Raw genomic sequence first — 14986 nt, 5'->3', positions numbered from 1 at the left:
TCTAGGGCTGCTGCTCCGCGTCGCCCCAGATGAGGGTGTTGAGCACGTCGCGCCGGTCGGGCGCGACCGCGTACCAGGCCCAGGTTCCGCGCTTCCTGCGCGTGACCAGGCCGGCGTCCGAGAGGACCTTCATGTGCTGACTGACCGTGGACTGGGCCAGACCCAGCAGCGGCGTCAGGTCACAGACGCACGCCTCGCCGTCGGGAGCGGCGAGCAGGACGCTGAGGATCTGCAGACGCGTCGGATCGGACAGGCCCTTCAGGGTTCGCGCGAGAATCTCGGCCCGCTCCCTGGGCAGCGGATCCACTTCGAGGGGCGGCCCACACGTCGGATCCTCGTCGATGAACGCAAGGAGCCGAGGGGGCTGCCCGGTCACCTGTTCTACGGACATACAGGTCAGCCTACGTCCACCAGCTGAACGCCCACGTCGAAGATCGTTCTGTTCACCCATTGTTTGACCGTCATTAAGCCGGATCCCGACTAGCCTCCGGCCCCCGATCGGCAGGTGGGTGCCGCAAGCGGTTCATGCCACACGGAACCTCTTCTCCGGCACCCTCCCACCGATCAGACTCCTGATCACCAGGGTGGCCCGTCCTCCACCCACCCGTAGTCCACCCACCGTTCACCAGCAAAGGCACCGCCATGTCTGCCATGACCACCACGCTCCACCGCACGCCGTCCCTCCTCACCAGAAAGCAGAAGCAGGCCGGCGTCGCCTCGTCCGCCGCGCTGCTCCTCGCCACCGTGCTCACCGGCTGCGCCGGTTCCGCCCAGGCCAGCTCCTCCGCGGTGCAGGCCAGCGGATCCACCACCGTTGCCCCGGTCGCATCGGACGCCGCCGAGGCCCTCAAGGGCCAGGGCCTGAAGATCACGGTGGCCACCCAGGGCGGTTCCGCCGGCGGCATCTCCCAGCTCGGCTCCAAGCAGATCCAGGTGGCGCTGAGCTCGAAGCCCCTGTCCGACGAGGACAAGAAGACCTACCCCAACACCGACTTCGTCACGACGCAGATCGGCGCGGACGCGGTCGGCATCATCATCACCAAGGAGGTCGCCGACGGGGGCGTCAAGAACCTCACCAAGGAGCAGGTGAAGGGCCTCTTCGAGGGGACGATCACCAACTGGAAGCAGGTCGGTGGCCCGGACCTGAACGTCTTCGTCTACGACAAGGAGCCCGGTCGCGGTACCCGCGAGGTGCTCGACAAGTTCGTCTACGGCAAGGGGAAGCCCCCGCTGCCCCCGCAGTCCGCCAACTACGCGGTGGTCGGCGGCAACCTGGAGACCCGCAACAAGCTGGAGTCCACCCGGGGTTCCATCGCCCCCCTGTCGACCGGCTTCATCGATGGCCGTGACGGCCTGGTGGCCGTGCCCTTGGACGGCGTCGCACCGACCCTGGAGAACGTCGCGTCCTCCAAGTACCCGATGACCCGACCCCTGTTCATGATCACCGACGGGCAGCCGAAGGGCTCCGTCAAGCAGTACATCGACTACCTGCTTTCGGCCGAGGGCCAGAAGCTCCTCCCGAAGCACGGCTACCTGACCCGTCAGCAGATGGGTCTCTGACGGTGAGCGTCACTCTGGAGCGCCCGGTCGAGGCGCCCGGACCCACCACGCCAGAAACCACCGCGTCGCGGCCGCCCGTCCGGGGCGGCCGCCCGCGGCGGGCCAGATGGGTGTGGGGATGGGTGTACACCGGGATGTTCTCGGTGGTCCTCGTCCTGGCGGTACTGGTCGGATACCTCGCCACCGGCATCGCGAGCGGTGACGTCGACTGGCTCAACCTGGTCTCCGACCCGTCCTGGAGCCCGGTGAACGGGGCCTTCGGCGCCCTGTCCATGATCTACGGCTCGGCCGTCGTGTGCGTCCTGGCACTGCTGCTGGCCGTCCCGGTCGGCTGGTCCGCGGCCATCGCCCTGTCGGAGTACCTGTCACCGCGCTTCGCCCGGCCCCTGCGGCTGAGCGTGGAACTGCTGGCGGCGGTCCCCTCCATCGTCTACGGCCTCATCGGCATCATGGTGATCCGGCCGTTCGTCTCGATGCTGGGTGACGTACCGGGCGGCGACAGTCTGCTCGCCGCCGGCATCGTCCTCGCCGTGATGATCATGCCGACGATCGTCGCGGTCAGCGTGGACGCCCTGTCGGCCGTCCCCGCCCGCTACCGGGAGGCCGCGTACTCCCTCGGTCTGACCCGCCGTGAGGTCGTACGGTCAGCCGTACTGCCCCAGGCCCGCGCGGGCATGCGCGCAGGCGTCCTGCTCGGCCTGGCCCGCGGACTCGGCGAGGCCATCGCGGTCTTCATGGTCATCGGCCGCGCCGACGGAAGGCTCCCGGGCTCGCCTGGAGACTTCTTCTCCTCCCTGGTCCGCCCCGGCCAGACCCTGACCACCAAGCTGGCCGGCCCCGAGCCGATGCTCGCCGGCACCTCCGGCCCCTACTTCGCGGCGCTGTGCGCCCTGGGCATCATCCTGCTCCTCTTGGTGGCCGCGGCGACCGTGTGGGGCACCCGAAAGTCCTCGGTCCGTCCCGCGAAGCGCGGCCTGCGCGGCCACGGGGCCGCCGGCCGCATGCGCATCCCGCGGGACCGCTTCACGACGGTGCTGCGGATGGCGGCGCTGGCGCTGCCGGGAGCCCTGCTCCTCGGAATGCTCGCCATCCTGCTGACACGGGGCGGTTCCGCGCTCAACCCGGCCTTCTGGTTCTCACCCTCGACCGGCGCTGCCGGCGGCGGGGTACGCGACCAGATCCTGGGCACGCTCCTGCTGCTGGCGACCACGGCGCTGATCGCCCTGCCCCTCGGCTATGCCGCAGGTGTCCTGATCGGCATCCGGGCGTCAGGGAAGACAACGCGCGTACTGGAGACCCTCACGGTCGCCATCGGGGGAACTCCCACGATCCTGCTGGGCCTTGCGGGCTACGTCCTGTTCTCGTCCGCCATGGGCTGGGGCCGGTCCTGGCTGGCAGGGGCCATCGTGCTGGTGCCCGTGGTCGTACCGGTCATCGCCCTCACCACAGCCGGTCGCATCCGGAGCATGCCGCCCGAAATCACCGAGAGCGCCCTGGCACTCGGCCTGACCCGTGCGCAGTACGTCCGCTCCGTGGTCATCCCGTACACCTGGCCGGCCACCCTCACCGGCCTGCTGCTCGGCCTGGCCCGCGCGGCGGGAGAGACAGCCCCGCTGATCTTCACCGCCACCGTGTTCTTCGGGGCGCCCGCGCTGCCGACCGGGATCGTCAACGCCCCGGTGCAGGCTCTGCCGACCCACATCTTCACCCTGTCCCAGGACTCGGGTGCCCCCGAGGCGATCACTCAAGCGTGGGGCAGTGCCCTGGTCCTGGTCCTGATCACCGCAGTACTTCTCAGCCTGGCGGTGGCCCTGCGCAACCGCTTCGAAGGAGCACGACGATGGACCACGTGATATCCGTCCGCGACCTGCGGGTCCTCGACGGCAAGAAGACCCTGGTGGGACCTGTCACCTTCGACCTGAAGCAGGGCTCCACCACGGGACTGTGCGGCCCTTCCGGCGCCGGCAAGTCGACGGTGCTGCGCGCCCTGGTCGACCTGCTGCCCCACGGCCTCACCCGTGACGGCCACCTAGAGGTGCTGGGACGCCCCTTCCGTCACGGCAAGGGCGACTCCGGCCTGCGGAGCACGGTCGTCCTGGTGCCGCAGACGCCCGTCGTCTTCGGTGGAAGCATTCTGGACAACGCCCTCTTCGGGCTGCGCCACTTGGTGCGCGCGTCCCGGGCCGACCTGAACGACCGGGTGGAACAGGCCCTGAAGGAAGCGGGCCTGTGGAACGAGGTCTGCAACCGGCTGGACTCTCCTGCCCAGTCGCTCTCCAACGGACAGCGTCAGCGGCTGTGTCTGGCCCGCGCCCTGGCCCTCGAACCGGCGGCGCTCCTGCTGGACGAGCCCACCAGCGCGCTGGACGAGCGGAGCCGGGACACGGTCGAGGAGTCGGTGGCCGCCCTCCGCGGCAACCGCACGGTCCTGCTCGTCTCGCACGATCCGGCGCAGGTGGAGCGTCTCTGCGACCGCACGGTACGCCTGGAGCTGCCGGAAACCCTGACGTGCTCTCCGGCGGCAGCCGCCTGAGCACGGAGCACCGCAGCACCGCAGCACCGCAGCACCGCAGCAGGAAATGAGAACCGGGCCCGGTCCGTCGTGTCGCAATCACGATGGAGCGGGCCCGGAGTGCGTTACGGGGGCCGACGGGGACACCGTCGGCCCCTTCCCTCACGCGACCGGCGCGAGGGCTTCCACCCGTACGTCGGCCAGCGCGGCCAGGTACCGCTCAGCGTCCAGGGCGGCGGCGCAGCCGGAGCCGGCCGCGGTGATGGCCTGGCGGTAGATGTGGTCGACCACGTCGCCCGCGCCGAAGACGCCGGGGATGTTCGTACGGGTCGTGGGGGCCTGGGTCTTGAGGTAGCCCTCCCCGTCCAGTTCGAGCTGGTCGGCGAAGAGTTCCGTACGCGGGTCGTGGCCGATGGCGACGAACAGGCCCGTCACGTCCAGGTCGCGCGTCGTGCCGGTGAGGACGTCGCGCAGGACGACACCGGAGAGCATGCCGCCGGTCTCCTTGATCTCGGCGACCTCGCTGTCGAACGCGAAGGAGATCTTGTCGTCGGCGAACGCCCGGTCCTGCATGGCCTTGGAGGCGCGCAGGGTGGAGCGGCGGTGGACGATGGTGACCGAGCGGGCGAAGCGGGTGAGGAAGGTGGCCTCCTCCATGGCGGTGTCGCCGCCGCCGACCACGACGATGTCGCGGTCGCGGAAGAAGAACCCGTCACAGGTGGCGCACCAGGACACTCCGCGCCCCGAGAGTGCGTCCTCGTTCGGCAGGCCGAGCTTGCGGTAGCCGGAGCCGGTCGCGATGATCACGGCCTTCGCACGGTGGACGGTGCCCTCGGAGTCCGTCAGCAGCTTGATGTCACCACCGAGGTCGACGGAGACGATGTCGTCGTCGATCATCTCGGCGCCGAACTTCTCCGCCTGCGCCCGCATGTTGTCCATCAGGTCCGGGCCGTCGATGCCGCTGGGGAAGCCGGGAAAGTTCTCGACCTCGGTGGTCGTGGTGAGCGAGCCGCCGACGAATATGGAACTGCCGAACAGCAGGGGCTTCAGCTGGGCACGGGCCGTATAGAGAGCAGCCGTGTAGCCGGCCGGGCCGGAGCCGATGATGATGACCTCGCGCACCTCGTCGGTGCCGGCCTCGGTGTTCGTCGTCATGATGCGGTCAGCTCTCCTGCTTCTTCGTGTTCTTGGCGTCGATCTCTGCGACGAGGCCCTCGATCAGGCCCTTGATCTCGTCGCGGATGGGTCGTACGGCCTCGACGCCCTGGCCTGCCGGGTCTTCCAGCTGCCAGTCGAGGTAGGTCTTGCCGGGGAAGTACGGGCAGGCGTCGCCGCAGCCCATGGTGATGATGTAGTCGGAGGCCTTCGCGGCCTCCGGCGTGAGGACCTTCGGCTTCTGGTCCGAGATGTCGATCCCGAGCTCGGCCATGGCGGCCACGGCGGAGGGGTTGATCTGGTCTCCGGGGACGGAGCCTGCGGAGCGGACCTCGACACGGTCGCCCGCGAGGTGCCGCAGGAAGCCGGCGGCCATCTGCGAGCGGCCTGCGTTGTGGATGCAGACGAACAGCACGGACGCGAGCGGGGTGGAGGTCATCAGCTCTTCCTTCATGGGCGCGGGCTACGGGGCGCAGCGCCGGAGACCTCCCGGGAGAGGTCATCCTCGACTGGTGTCAGCCCCGAATGATGTGAGAGTATCAGTGCATGATGACGTCAGCCACCACTGATCTGCTCCGAGTGATCGCCGACCCGATCAGGCTCCAGATCGTGACCCTGCTCGCCCGCGAGACCCTCTGCACCACCCACCTCGTGGAGGAAACCGGCGCGCGGCAGACGAACCTCTCGAACCACCTGAAGGTGCTGCGGGAGGCGGGCGTCGTCGAGACCGAGCCTTGTGGCCGGTTCATCTACTACAAGCTGAAGCCCGAGGTCATCGAGGCCCTCGCGGACTCCTTCGGCGAGCTGGCCGCCACCGCTCGCACCACCTATGAGACAAACCGAAAGCGAGCCTGCTGATGACCACGACCGCGCCTGTCCGCGAGGACAGCTCGATCGTCGCCAAGCTCTCCACCCTGGACCGCTTCCTGGCGGTCTGGATCCTGCTGGCCATGGGCCTCGGCCTCGGGCTCGGCCGCCTGATCCCCGGCCTGAACGACACGCTTGCGAAGGTCGAGATCGGCGGCATCTCGCTCCCCATCGCGGTCGGCCTGCTGGTCATGATGTACCCGGTCCTCGCCAAGGTCCGGTACGACAAGCTCGACTCCGTCACCGGCGACCGCAAGCTCATGGTCTCCTCACTCGTCATCAACTGGCTCGTCGGCCCGGCCGTGATGTTCGCCCTCGCCTGGATCTTCCTGGCGGACCTGCCCGAGTACCGCACCGGCCTGATCATCGTCGGCCTGGCCCGCTGCATCGCCATGGTCATCATCTGGAACGACCTCGCCTGCGGCGACCGCGAGGCCGCCGCCGTCCTGGTCGCCCTCAACTCCGTCTTCCAGGTCATCGCCTTCGGAGTCCTCGGCTGGTTCTACCTCGACCTGCTGCCCGGCTGGCTGGGGCTCGGCAAGGGAGAGCACCTCGACATCTCCATGTGGAAGATCGCGCTGAACGTCGTCATCTTCCTCGGCGTCCCGCTGCTCGCCGGGTTCCTCACCCGCCGCCTGGGCGAGAAGAAGCTCGGCCGCGCCGCGTACGAGTCGAAGTTCCTTCCGAAGATCGGCCCTTGGGCCCTCTACGGCCTGCTCTTCACGATCGTCATCCTCTTCGCCCTCCAGGGCAAGAACATCACCTCGCAGCCCATGGACGTGGCCCGCATCGCGCTCCCGCTCCTCGTGTACTTCGCGGTGATGTGGTTCGGCACCTTCGCCCTCGGCAAGGCCATCGGCCTCGCCTACGACCGCACCACGACGCTCGCCTTCACGGCGGCCGGCAACAACTTCGAGCTGGCCATCGCGGTCGCCATCGCCACCTTCGGCGTCACCAGCGGCCAGGCCCTCTCCGGAGTCGTCGGCCCGCTGATCGAGGTCCCGGTCCTGATCGCGCTGGTCTACGTGTCCCTCGCCTGGCGCGAGAAGTTCACGGCAGCCGCATGACCTCCCGTACCGATGTGGTGGTGATCGGCGGCGGCCAGTCCGGGCTCGCCGCCGGCTACCACCTGCGCCGCCTGGGCGTCGAGTTCACCATCCTCGACGCCCAGGCGGGCGCGGGCGGGGCCTGGCAGCACACCTGGGACTCGCTGCACCTCTTCTCCCCTGCCGCCTACTCCTCCCTGCCCGGCCGCTTCATGCCCGCGCAGGAGGGGGAGGTCTATCCCGACGCCGCGCACGTGGTCTCGTACCTCGCCGACTACGAGAAGCGGTACGAACTTCCCGTCCGGCGGGGCGTATCGGTCGACGCGGTCCACCGCGACGGCGAGCACCTGCGGGTCGAGACCGACACGGGCGACTGGCAGGCCCGCGCGGTCATCAGCGCCACCGGCACGTGGACGCGGCCCTTCCTCCCCGCCACCCCGGGCCGCCGCGAGTTCGCGGGTCGCCAGCTCCACACCGTGCAGTACCGCAGCCCGGGCGAGTTCGCGGGGCAGCGGGTGATCGTGGTCGGGGGTGGCAACTCCGGCGCCCAGATCGCCGCCGACCTCGCGGGGACGGCGGACCTGACCTGGGTCACGCAGCGCCCGCCCCGCTACCTCCCGGACGACATCGACGGCCGCGCCCTCTTCGACGCCGCCACCGCCCGCCGCCGCGCCCTGGACGCCGGCCGCACCGACACCGGCGGTATCGCCTCGCTCGGCGACATCGTGGCCGTACCCCCGGTCCGCACGGCCCGGGACGCCGGACTCCTGCACGCCCAGCGGATGTTCAGCCGCCTCACCCCAGACGGCGCCGTCTGGCAGGACGGCACGAGCGCCCAGGCCGACGCGATCATCTGGTGCACCGGCTTCCGCCCCGCCCTGGCCCACTTCGCCCCGCTGCACCTTCGCGGCAGCGGCGGCCACATCGCCACCGTCGGCACCCGCGCCGCGGACGAGCCGCGCCTGCACCTGCTCGGCTACGGCGACTGGACCGGCCCGGCTTCCGCCACCCTCATCGGCGTCGGCCGCCCGGCACGGGACGCGGCGCGCGAGATCGCGGATCTCCTCAAGCCGTAAGACGCCGGTGGCGGTCCCGGCTCGCCCCGATCCGTGTCGGGGCCCCTACGCCGTCGAGTCGCTCAGACGATCCGCGGGCTGCGGCGCTCCAGCAGGACGACGTCGCGCCACACTCCGTGGTGGCGGCCGATGCGCTCACGGGTGCCGATGACGCGGAAGCCGGCGCGCTGGTGCAGGGCCAGACTCGCGGTGTTCTCGGGGAAGATCCCGGACTGGATCGTCCAGATGCCCGCCGCCTCGGTCGAGGTGATCAGAGCGTCGAGCAGGGCGCGGGCGACGCCGCGGCCCCTGGCGTCGGGGTGGACGTAGACGGAGTGCTCGACGACGCCCGCGTAAGCGCACCGGTCGGAGACCTTGGACGCGGCCACCCAGCCGAGCAGCTTGCCGGCGTTGTCGAAGGCCACGAAGCGGTGCTCGGGCAGCTTCGCCGCGTCGAACTCGGCCCAGGTGGGGGCCTCGGTCTCGAAGGTGGCGTTGCCCTCGTCGATCCCGGCCTGGTAGATCTCCAGGACCCTGTCGGCGTGATCGCGCGTCATGGGGGCGATGTTCACGGCTGCCGCCCGAGGATCGCCGACACGGCTGCCGGGAAGCATTCCAGGCAGGCGGCGTTGACCTCGTAGCTGACCGAAGTGCCCTGCCGCTCGGGCAGCACGAAGCGGACCTCGGCCAGCAGTTTGAGGTGGTGGGACACGGTCGACTGGCCGATGGGCAGTCGCTCGGTGATCTCCCCGACCGTCAGGGGGCGCCGCTCCTCCGCCAGCAGGTTCAGCAGTCGTACGCGCATGGGGTCCGCGAGGGCCCTGAACCACCCTGAGTACGTCTGCGCGTCCTCGGGGCTCAGCCCTTGACCGGGTTTCGTCGTCTCATTCATCGATCATCGACGATAGTCGATTAAAGCGGCACCCGGAAGGCTCGCCCTCGCGTACCAGGCGGGCAGGTCAGGCGGGGCGGCCCAGCATCTGACTCATCGCGGCGATGACGGAAGGCTCCACCCGGTAGTACACCCAGGTCCCGCGGCGCTCCGAGGACAGCAGGCCCGCCTCGCGCAGCTTCTTCAAGTGGTGGGAGACGGTCGGCTGGGAGACACCGACGTCGGAGATGTCGCAGACGCACGCCTCGCCGCCCTCGTGGGAGGCGATCGCAGAGAAGAGCCGCAGCCGCACCGGGTCACCGAGGGCCTTGAACATCAGGGCGGTCCGCTCGGCCTCTTCGGCCGTCAGCGGGCGCTCGGTCAGCGGCGGGCAGCAGGGTGCCGCCGCTTCGTCTTCGAGCATCGGCAGCAGCTTCGTGGAGGGCATGAAGCAATCCTCCCTCCAAATTCGACAGATGTCTATGTTGACGTACGTCGATACGCGGTGGGATGCTGACTCCAGAAGGACATCGACGTTCATCGAATCAAACCGGGAGCCCGTCGTGAGCGCATCCACCGAAGCCCTGCCCGTCATCGTGATCGGCGCCGGCCCCGCCGGCCTCGCGGCGGCCTCCCACCTGGTCGAGCGCGGCATCGAGCCCCTGGTGCTGGAAGCCGGACCCGCCGCCGGTGCCGCCGTCCGCTCATGGGGTCACGTACGCCTCTTCTCCACCTGGTCCGAGCTCGTGGACCCGGCCGCCGAGAAGCTGCTCGCACCCACCGGCTGGACCGCCCCCGACCGTGCGACCTACCCCTCCGGCGCGGACTGGGCGGAGCAGTACCTCCAGCCGCTCGCCGACGTACTCGGCGACACGGTCCGCTACGGCACCACGGTGACCGGCGTCTCCCGCCTCGGCCGCGACCGCATCGTCGACGCCGACCGCGAGGCCCAGCCCTTCACCGTCAGCGTCCTGAACGCCGACGGCACCGAGGAGCGCCTCACCGCCCGCGCCGTCATCGACGCCTCCGGCACCTGGTCCACCCCCAGCCCCATCGGCGGCGACGGCCTGCCCGCACTCGGCGAGAAGGCCGCCGCCGACCGGATCTCGTACCGGATCCCCGACCTCAAGGACCCGGCCGTCCGCGCCCGCTACGCCGGCAAGCGCACCGCCGTCATCGGCTCCGGCGCCTCCGCCTTCACCGCCCTCGCCTACCTGGCCGAGCTCTCCGGGGAGGAGTCCGGCACCCACTCGGTGTGGATCCTGCGCCGCGGGATCAGCGGCTCCACCTTCGGCGGCGGCAGCGCCGACCAGCTGCCCGCGCGCGGCGCCCTCGGCCTCGCCGCCAAGGCCGCCGTCGACAACGGCCACGCCGACGCGGTCACGGGCTTCCGTACCGACGCCGTCGAGCGCCACGGTGATCAGCTGGTCCTGGTCGCCGAGGACGGCCGCCGCCTGGACCCCGTCGACGAGGTCATCGTCCTCACCGGCCTGCGCCCCGACCTCGCCTTCGTGAACGAGCTGCGCCTCTCCCTCGACGAGCGCCTCCAGGCCCCCACCGCCCTCGCCCCTCTGATCGACCCGAACCAGCACTCCTGCGGCACGGTCTACCCCCACGGCGTCAAGGAGCTCTCCCACCCGGAGAAGGACGTCTACCTCGTCGGCATGAAGTCCTACGGCCGCGCCCCCACCTTCCTCGCCATGACCGGCTACGAGCAGGTCCGCTCCATCGCCGCCCACCTCGCAGGCGACCACGAAGCCGCCGAACGCGTCGAACTCACCCTCCCCGAGACCGGAGTCTGCGGCGGAGCGGGCCTCTTCGACCAGCCCCAGGCGGCCGAGGAGACCAGCGGCGGAGGCTGCTGCGCGGCCCCGGCCACCCTCACGATCGGCGCCCCCGCCTCCTCCGGCGGCTGCTGACCCCGGTGGCCGACACCCAGGCCGACGCGGCCGCGACCGGGACGGGGGTCCGGTCGCGGCCGCGCGCCGCGCTGCCCGCCCTGTGCGCCACACAGATCACCAGCTGGGGCATCGTCTACTACGCCTTCCCCGTCCTGCTCCCGCGCCTGACGGCCGACACCGGCTGGTCCACCAACGCCGCGACAGCCGCCTTCTCCCTCGCGCTCCTCGTCTCGGCGGTCGCCGGCATCCCCATCGGCCGCATCCTCGACCGCCGAGGACCGCGCGCGGTGATGACCGCGGGCTCCGCCCTCGGCACCCTCGCACTCCTCGTGATCGCGACCGCCCCCAACCTGGCTGTCTTCACGTTGGGTTGGGTACTCGCGGGCCTCACCATGGCCGCCACCTTCTACCCGCCGGCCTTCGCCGCCCTCACCCGCTGGTGGGGCCCGGACCGCATCCGCGCCCTGACCATCGTCACCCTCGCCGGCGGTCTCGCCTCCACCGTCTTCGCGCCGCTCACGGCAGCCATCGCGGAGCACCTGAGCTGGCGCGCCACGTACGCCGTCCTCGCGGTGATCCTCGCCACCGTCACGATCCCGGCTCACGCCCTGGCCCTACGCGCCCCCTGGCCGGCCGCCCCACCGCATCCACCCGCCACGGACGGCACCACGCCCATCCCGCGCAGCCGCCCCTTCATCCTGCTGGCCGTGGCCTTCACCCTCTCCGGCTTCGCCATGTACGCGGTGGTCATGGGCTTGATCCCGCTCCTCACGGAACGCGGCGCCACCCCCACCCAAGCCGCCTGGGCACTCGGACTGGGAGGGGCCGGCCAAACCCTGGGCCGCACCCTCTACTCGGCCCTCTCGACCCGCACGTCCGTCACCACGCGCACCGCCGCCCTCATCGCCCTCGGCGGTGCAACGACAGCGGCACTGGCCTTCACCGCAGGCCCGATACCCCTGCTGATCGCCCTCGCGGTCCTGGCAGGAGTCGTCCGGGGCAACCTCACCCTCCTCCAGGCCACGGCAGTCACCGACCGCTGGGGCACCACCCACTACGGCCGCCTCTCCGGCCTCCTCGGCGCCCCGGCCCACATCGCGGGAGCATTGGCGCCATGGGCCGGCGCCGCCCTCGCAGGCCCACTCGGCGGCTATCCCCACCTCTTCGCGGCCCTGGCCTCACTCTCGATTGTTGCCACCTGCCTTGCGCTGGGAGCCGCGGGAGAAGGCCGCTCCCAGAAGGAGACTTCGCACCGCTCGTGACGCGAGTGTGCGGCGTGACCCAGCCGTCCGGCACCCACACCGCCGGCTCCCGAGGTGGGCCCCACTCGCCCCCTCAGAACACCACCAGCGCGGCCCGCTACCGGGAAGACCCCACCTACGCCGACGCGGACGCAGAGACTGCAGAAGGCCTCACCGGATCCCCCAAGAACTGAGCCGCGGAGCCCCGCTCTCATCCGCTACCCTGTCCCTGGGCTGCCCTTGTGGCAGCCCAGGACCTTGCCGAGGCGAGCCGGATTCTCACACAGAGTGTCCAGCCACGTTCTACGCAAGGCCCGCCTTCGTAGCTCAGGGGATAGAGCACCGCTCTCCTAAAGCGGGTGTCGCAGGTTCGAATCCTGCCGAGGGCACAACCTGTAAGCCGCTGACCTGGGGTTTCTCCCCAGGGAGGCGCCCTATTCGGCCCCGGACTCCGCGTCCGGGGCCGTTTGCGTGAGCGGTGCGTGAGCGGACGTGCCAGCGGGCTCCGGGATGCCTGCCGATGCATCGGCACGATCCGGCACGGGCGCTGCACCTTCTCCTCCGGGCTCGGCAGCCTCGGGAGCCTTGGCCGGGGCCTCCTGGACGGCCGCCCGAGCGCGCGGTACGAGCCGGGCTGCGGCCTCGGCGATCGCGAGGTCGGCCTCGGGGAGCAGGCTCGTGTAGGTGTCCGCCGTGATGGTGATCGAGGAGTGGCCGAGCATCTCCTGGATGTCCTTCAGGTCGGCCCCCGCCGCATGGGCCAGCGTTGCGGCGCCGTGGCGCAGGTCGTGCAGGCGGACCGGAGGGAGCCCGATCTCCTCGTACAGCTCGATGAAGCGCCGTGTGACGTTCGCGGGGTGGAGGAGCTCCCCATTCTCGCGGGTGAAGACCCGGCCCGTCTCCACCCAGGCGCTTTCCCACTTGGCCCGGTCCTTGTCCTGCTGGACCCGGTGGCGCCGCAGGGCGTGCACGGTGTCGGAGTCGAGGGCGATGGTGCGGGCGCCGGCGTCGGTTTTGGGGTCGTCCTCGTAGACCTCCCAGCCGTTGACGACGAGTTGCTTGGCGACCGTGATAAGCCCGGCGTCCAGGTGGGTGTCGGTCCATCGCTGGCCGCACGCCTCACCGCGCCGCAGCCCGCGGAAGGCGATCAGGTGGAACAGCGCGTACAGGCGGTCCTCGGCGATGTGGTCGAGGAAGAGGCCGGTGTGTTCCGGCGTCCAGACCATCACCGGCGAAGGCTTCTCGCCGGTCCGCTTCCAGTGGAGGATGCGTTCGCCGGTCCAGACGAGCGCCTTCGGCCGCTTGCCCGCCTCCAGGTCGACGTGCGCGGCCGGGTTGAAGGTGATGAGCTGCTGGGCGATCGCGGCGTTCAGCGCGGCCCGCAGCGTCGAGCGGACGCGCTGGCGCGTGGAAGGTCCCACGATCCGCCAGTAGGGATCCATCTCGTCGATGGCAGCCTTCATCGCCTTGCGCCGGGTGCGGTGGTCGCGCCCCTTCCAAGGGATCAGCGCGAGGTCTTCGACCGCCTTCCGGCGTGCGGCGTTCCCCTCGGCGATCTCGACATTCGCCTCGGCGATCGCGTCGAACATCTCTGTCAGGTGGATGACGCGGAGCCGGTCCAGCCGCAGGTGCCCGATGCGCGGCTTGAGGTGCACGCGGATGTTGCTCTCGTCGCGGCTGATGGCGCTCGGCCGCCCCTTCTTGCCGGAGAGCCACATGTCCAGCCACTCCCCGACGGTCAGCCGACTGGTCAGGTCCAGCCCGTGGCTCAGGCGCCGCCGGGTCGCTTCGATGTCGGGGAGCGGAGCCTTCTCCTCGGCGACCAGCTCCAGCATGTCCGCGAGCTGGGCCAGGTTTTCGACGTCATCGGTCTCGGCCAGGCCCAGGAGGGCGCGTATGTGGTCGAGGTCGGCCTGGGCGGCCTTGAGGGTCTCGTAGCCGGCACGGCTGAAGGAGCGGCGGGTGCCGTCCTCGCGGGGCGGGAGCTCCTGGCGGACGGAGTACGAGCCGTGCTTGCGGGTGGCGAGCTTGGGGCACGCCTTACCCAGTGGCTTGCCGGTCTTCGGGTCGCGGCAGTAGCAGCGGCGGTGGGTGGAGCCCTTCAATCGGTGTCCCTTTCGTAGCCTTCGGGTGGGTCGATGTCGCTGGCTGAGAACGGCAGGTCGGGGAGGGTGCCGCCGCGCCCGTAGATGTCCTGGCGTTCCCAGCGAAGTGCAGCCTTGGCTTGAGCGGCACGCTCGGCGAAGTCGGCCTGGGCGCGCAGCGCCTGGGCGCGCTCGGCGTCGTCGGGTGTCTGCTTAGCGATCTGCCGTTGGCGGCTCTCGCCCCGCATCGCTTCCAAGGCGGCGAGCACCGCAGCCTCATGGGAGAGATGGCCGCGAAGCATGTAGTGCTCGCCCGCGGTGAAGCTGTGGTCCAGGTTGGCGAACCAGCGCATGGCCTCAGCGGGCTTCACCAGGTGCGTGAGCGGGAGCTGCTGCACCTCGTTCACGTACCCAACGGGGTAGATCAAGTGGATCGGGTGGGTGTACAGCGCCTTCGCCAGAACCATCACCTCGACCAGCGGCAGGACCGCACGCCGGCCCGACTCCATGTTGGCGATGACGTTGCGGGGGATCGGGAAGCCGATCGCCTCGCACCGGTCGGCCAGGTCCTGGGCGCTCCACTTCATCTCCTTCCTCCGCCGTCGGACTTCGCGAGCCACGTCGGCCATGACTCGGTCGGCCCATTCGGGTACGTCGTCCTCATCTCCATCATCGAAACGATTTTGTGTCATGG

Annotated in this window: 16 protein-coding genes and 1 tRNA gene; 9 read left to right on the top strand and 8 right to left on the bottom strand. The window is 70.4% G+C overall.

Annotated elements, in window-relative coordinates:
* Position 1: 1 nt before the first annotated feature.
* Positions 2-391, bottom strand: coding sequence for an ArsR/SmtB family transcription factor (locus OHA37_RS22500; RefSeq protein ID WP_266907907.1), 390 nt, complete (start codon positions 389-391; stop codon positions 2-4).
* A gap of 251 nt (positions 392-642) precedes the next feature.
* Here OHA37_RS22500 and OHA37_RS22495 point away from each other — a divergent pair, with 251 nt between their 5' ends.
* Genes OHA37_RS22495 through OHA37_RS22485 form a run of 3 tightly spaced genes read left to right on the top strand, consistent with a single transcriptional unit; the run spans position 643 to position 4093 of the window.
* The gene (locus OHA37_RS22495) at positions 643-1560 is read left to right on the top strand and encodes a phosphate ABC transporter substrate-binding protein (RefSeq protein ID WP_266907906.1); all 918 of its coding nucleotides are present in this window, start codon (positions 643-645) and stop codon (positions 1558-1560) included.
* 2 nt (positions 1561-1562) lie between these two features.
* Entirely contained in the window at positions 1563-3413 is a 1851-nt protein-coding gene (gene pstC / locus OHA37_RS22490; RefSeq protein WP_266907905.1) for a phosphate ABC transporter permease subunit PstC, read from the top strand.
* Entirely contained in the window at positions 3401-4093 is a 693-nt protein-coding gene (locus OHA37_RS22485; RefSeq protein WP_266907904.1) for an ATP-binding cassette domain-containing protein, read from the top strand. Before pstC ends, OHA37_RS22485 begins: the two co-directional genes overlap by 13 nt.
* A 141-nt stretch (positions 4094-4234) precedes the next feature.
* On the opposite strand, the gene trxB is transcribed toward OHA37_RS22485, so the two are convergent.
* Both trxB and OHA37_RS22475 read right to left on the bottom strand, forming a co-directional pair.
* Positions 4235-5227, bottom strand: a complete 993-nt coding sequence (gene trxB, locus OHA37_RS22480) for a thioredoxin-disulfide reductase (protein WP_266907903.1) — start codon at positions 5225-5227, stop codon at positions 4235-4237.
* Between the two features lie 7 nt (positions 5228-5234).
* Positions 5235-5666, bottom strand: a complete 432-nt coding sequence (locus OHA37_RS22475) for an arsenate reductase ArsC (RefSeq protein ID WP_266907902.1) — start codon at positions 5664-5666, stop codon at positions 5235-5237.
* Positions 5667-5773: 107 nt separating this feature from the next.
* Between OHA37_RS22475 and OHA37_RS22470 the strand changes: the two genes are divergently transcribed.
* Genes OHA37_RS22470 through OHA37_RS22460 form a run of 3 tightly spaced genes read left to right on the top strand, consistent with a single transcriptional unit; the run spans position 5774 to position 8216 of the window.
* A complete protein-coding gene (locus tag OHA37_RS22470) occupies positions 5774-6085 on the top strand; it encodes an ArsR/SmtB family transcription factor (RefSeq protein ID WP_266907901.1) in 312 nt (103 codons plus the stop codon).
* Positions 6085-7161, top strand: a complete 1077-nt coding sequence (arsB, locus tag OHA37_RS22465) for an ACR3 family arsenite efflux transporter (RefSeq protein ID WP_266907900.1) — start codon at positions 6085-6087, stop codon at positions 7159-7161. The genes OHA37_RS22470 and arsB overlap by 1 nt, the downstream gene beginning before the upstream one ends.
* Positions 7158-8216, top strand: a complete 1059-nt coding sequence (locus OHA37_RS22460; protein WP_266907899.1) for an ArsO family NAD(P)H-dependent flavin-containing monooxygenase — start codon at positions 7158-7160, stop codon at positions 8214-8216. Before arsB ends, OHA37_RS22460 begins: the two co-directional genes overlap by 4 nt.
* 62 nt (positions 8217-8278) lie before the next feature.
* Here the strand turns inward: OHA37_RS22460 and OHA37_RS22455 are convergent, their stop codons facing one another.
* The 3 genes from OHA37_RS22455 to OHA37_RS22445 all read right to left on the bottom strand — a co-directional run bounded on the left by OHA37_RS22455 (position 8279) and on the right by OHA37_RS22445 (position 9514).
* Positions 8279-8752, bottom strand: a complete 474-nt coding sequence (locus OHA37_RS22455) for a GNAT family N-acetyltransferase (protein WP_266907898.1) — start codon at positions 8750-8752, stop codon at positions 8279-8281.
* An 11-nt stretch (positions 8753-8763) separates the two neighbouring features.
* Entirely contained in the window at positions 8764-9087 is a 324-nt protein-coding gene (locus OHA37_RS22450) for an ArsR/SmtB family transcription factor (protein WP_266907897.1), read from the bottom strand.
* Positions 9088-9154: 67 nt separating this feature from the next.
* Positions 9155-9514, bottom strand: coding sequence for an ArsR/SmtB family transcription factor (locus tag OHA37_RS22445; RefSeq protein WP_266907896.1), 360 nt, complete (start codon positions 9512-9514; stop codon positions 9155-9157).
* A gap of 115 nt (positions 9515-9629) precedes the next feature.
* On the opposite strand from OHA37_RS22445, the gene OHA37_RS22440 reads away from it, so the two are divergent.
* The 3 genes from OHA37_RS22440 to OHA37_RS22430 all read left to right on the top strand — a co-directional run bounded on the left by OHA37_RS22440 (position 9630) and on the right by OHA37_RS22430 (position 12597).
* Entirely contained in the window at positions 9630-10985 is a 1356-nt protein-coding gene (locus OHA37_RS22440; RefSeq protein WP_266907895.1) for an FAD-dependent oxidoreductase, read from the top strand.
* Positions 10986-10990: 5 nt separating this feature from the next.
* On the top strand, positions 10991-12229 hold the full coding sequence (locus OHA37_RS22435; protein WP_266907894.1) for an MFS transporter: 1239 nt from the start codon (positions 10991-10993) through the stop codon (positions 12227-12229).
* Positions 12230-12524: 295 nt separating this feature from the next.
* Positions 12525-12597 (top strand) — tRNA-Arg (locus OHA37_RS22430).
* A 45-nt stretch (positions 12598-12642) separates the two neighbouring features.
* Here the strand turns inward: OHA37_RS22430 and OHA37_RS22425 are convergent.
* Together OHA37_RS22425 and OHA37_RS22420 are read right to left on the bottom strand one after the other, a co-directional pair.
* Entirely contained in the window at positions 12643-14313 is a 1671-nt protein-coding gene (locus OHA37_RS22425; protein WP_266907893.1) for a site-specific integrase, read from the bottom strand.
* On the bottom strand, positions 14310-14984 hold the full coding sequence (locus tag OHA37_RS22420; protein WP_266907892.1) for a helix-turn-helix domain-containing protein: 675 nt from the start codon (positions 14982-14984) through the stop codon (positions 14310-14312). The genes OHA37_RS22425 and OHA37_RS22420 overlap by 4 nt, the downstream gene beginning before the upstream one ends.
* Between the last annotated feature and the right edge of the window lie 2 nt (positions 14985-14986).

It is taken from the genome of Streptomyces sp. NBC_00335, from assembly GCF_036127095.1.
Classification (GTDB): Bacteria; Actinomycetota; Actinomycetes; order Streptomycetales; family Streptomycetaceae; genus Streptomyces.
The sequence above is the reverse complement of the archived record's forward strand: the minus strand, read 5'-3'. Positions and strand labels throughout refer to the sequence as shown.

Excerpts from the sequence above, each read along its gene's own strand:
- OHA37_RS22500 (WP_266907907.1), bottom strand. The coding sequence starts at position 391 with ATGTCCGTAGAACAGGTGACCGGGCAGCCCCCTCGGCTCCTTGCGTTC.
- OHA37_RS22495 (WP_266907906.1), top strand. The coding sequence starts at position 643 with ATGTCTGCCATGACCACCACGCTCCACCGCACGCCGTCCCTCCTCACC.
- OHA37_RS22485 (WP_266907904.1), top strand. The coding sequence starts at position 3,401 with ATGGACCACGTGATATCCGTCCGCGACCTGCGGGTCCTCGACGGCAAG.
- trxB (WP_266907903.1), bottom strand. The coding sequence starts at position 5,227 with ATGACGACGAACACCGAGGCCGGCACCGACGAGGTGCGCGAGGTCATC.
- OHA37_RS22475 (WP_266907902.1), bottom strand. The coding sequence starts at position 5,666 with ATGACCTCCACCCCGCTCGCGTCCGTGCTGTTCGTCTGCATCCACAAC.
- OHA37_RS22470 (WP_266907901.1), top strand. The coding sequence starts at position 5,774 with ATGATGACGTCAGCCACCACTGATCTGCTCCGAGTGATCGCCGACCCG.
- arsB (WP_266907900.1), top strand. The coding sequence starts at position 6,085 with ATGACCACGACCGCGCCTGTCCGCGAGGACAGCTCGATCGTCGCCAAG.
- OHA37_RS22460 (WP_266907899.1), top strand. The coding sequence starts at position 7,158 with ATGACCTCCCGTACCGATGTGGTGGTGATCGGCGGCGGCCAGTCCGGG.
- OHA37_RS22455 (WP_266907898.1), bottom strand. The coding sequence starts at position 8,752 with ATGACGCGCGATCACGCCGACAGGGTCCTGGAGATCTACCAGGCCGGG.
- OHA37_RS22450 (WP_266907897.1), bottom strand. The coding sequence starts at position 9,087 with ATGAATGAGACGACGAAACCCGGTCAAGGGCTGAGCCCCGAGGACGCG.
- OHA37_RS22445 (WP_266907896.1), bottom strand. The coding sequence starts at position 9,514 with ATGCCCTCCACGAAGCTGCTGCCGATGCTCGAAGACGAAGCGGCGGCA.
- OHA37_RS22420 (WP_266907892.1), bottom strand. The coding sequence starts at position 14,984 with ATGACACAAAATCGTTTCGATGATGGAGATGAGGACGACGTACCCGAA.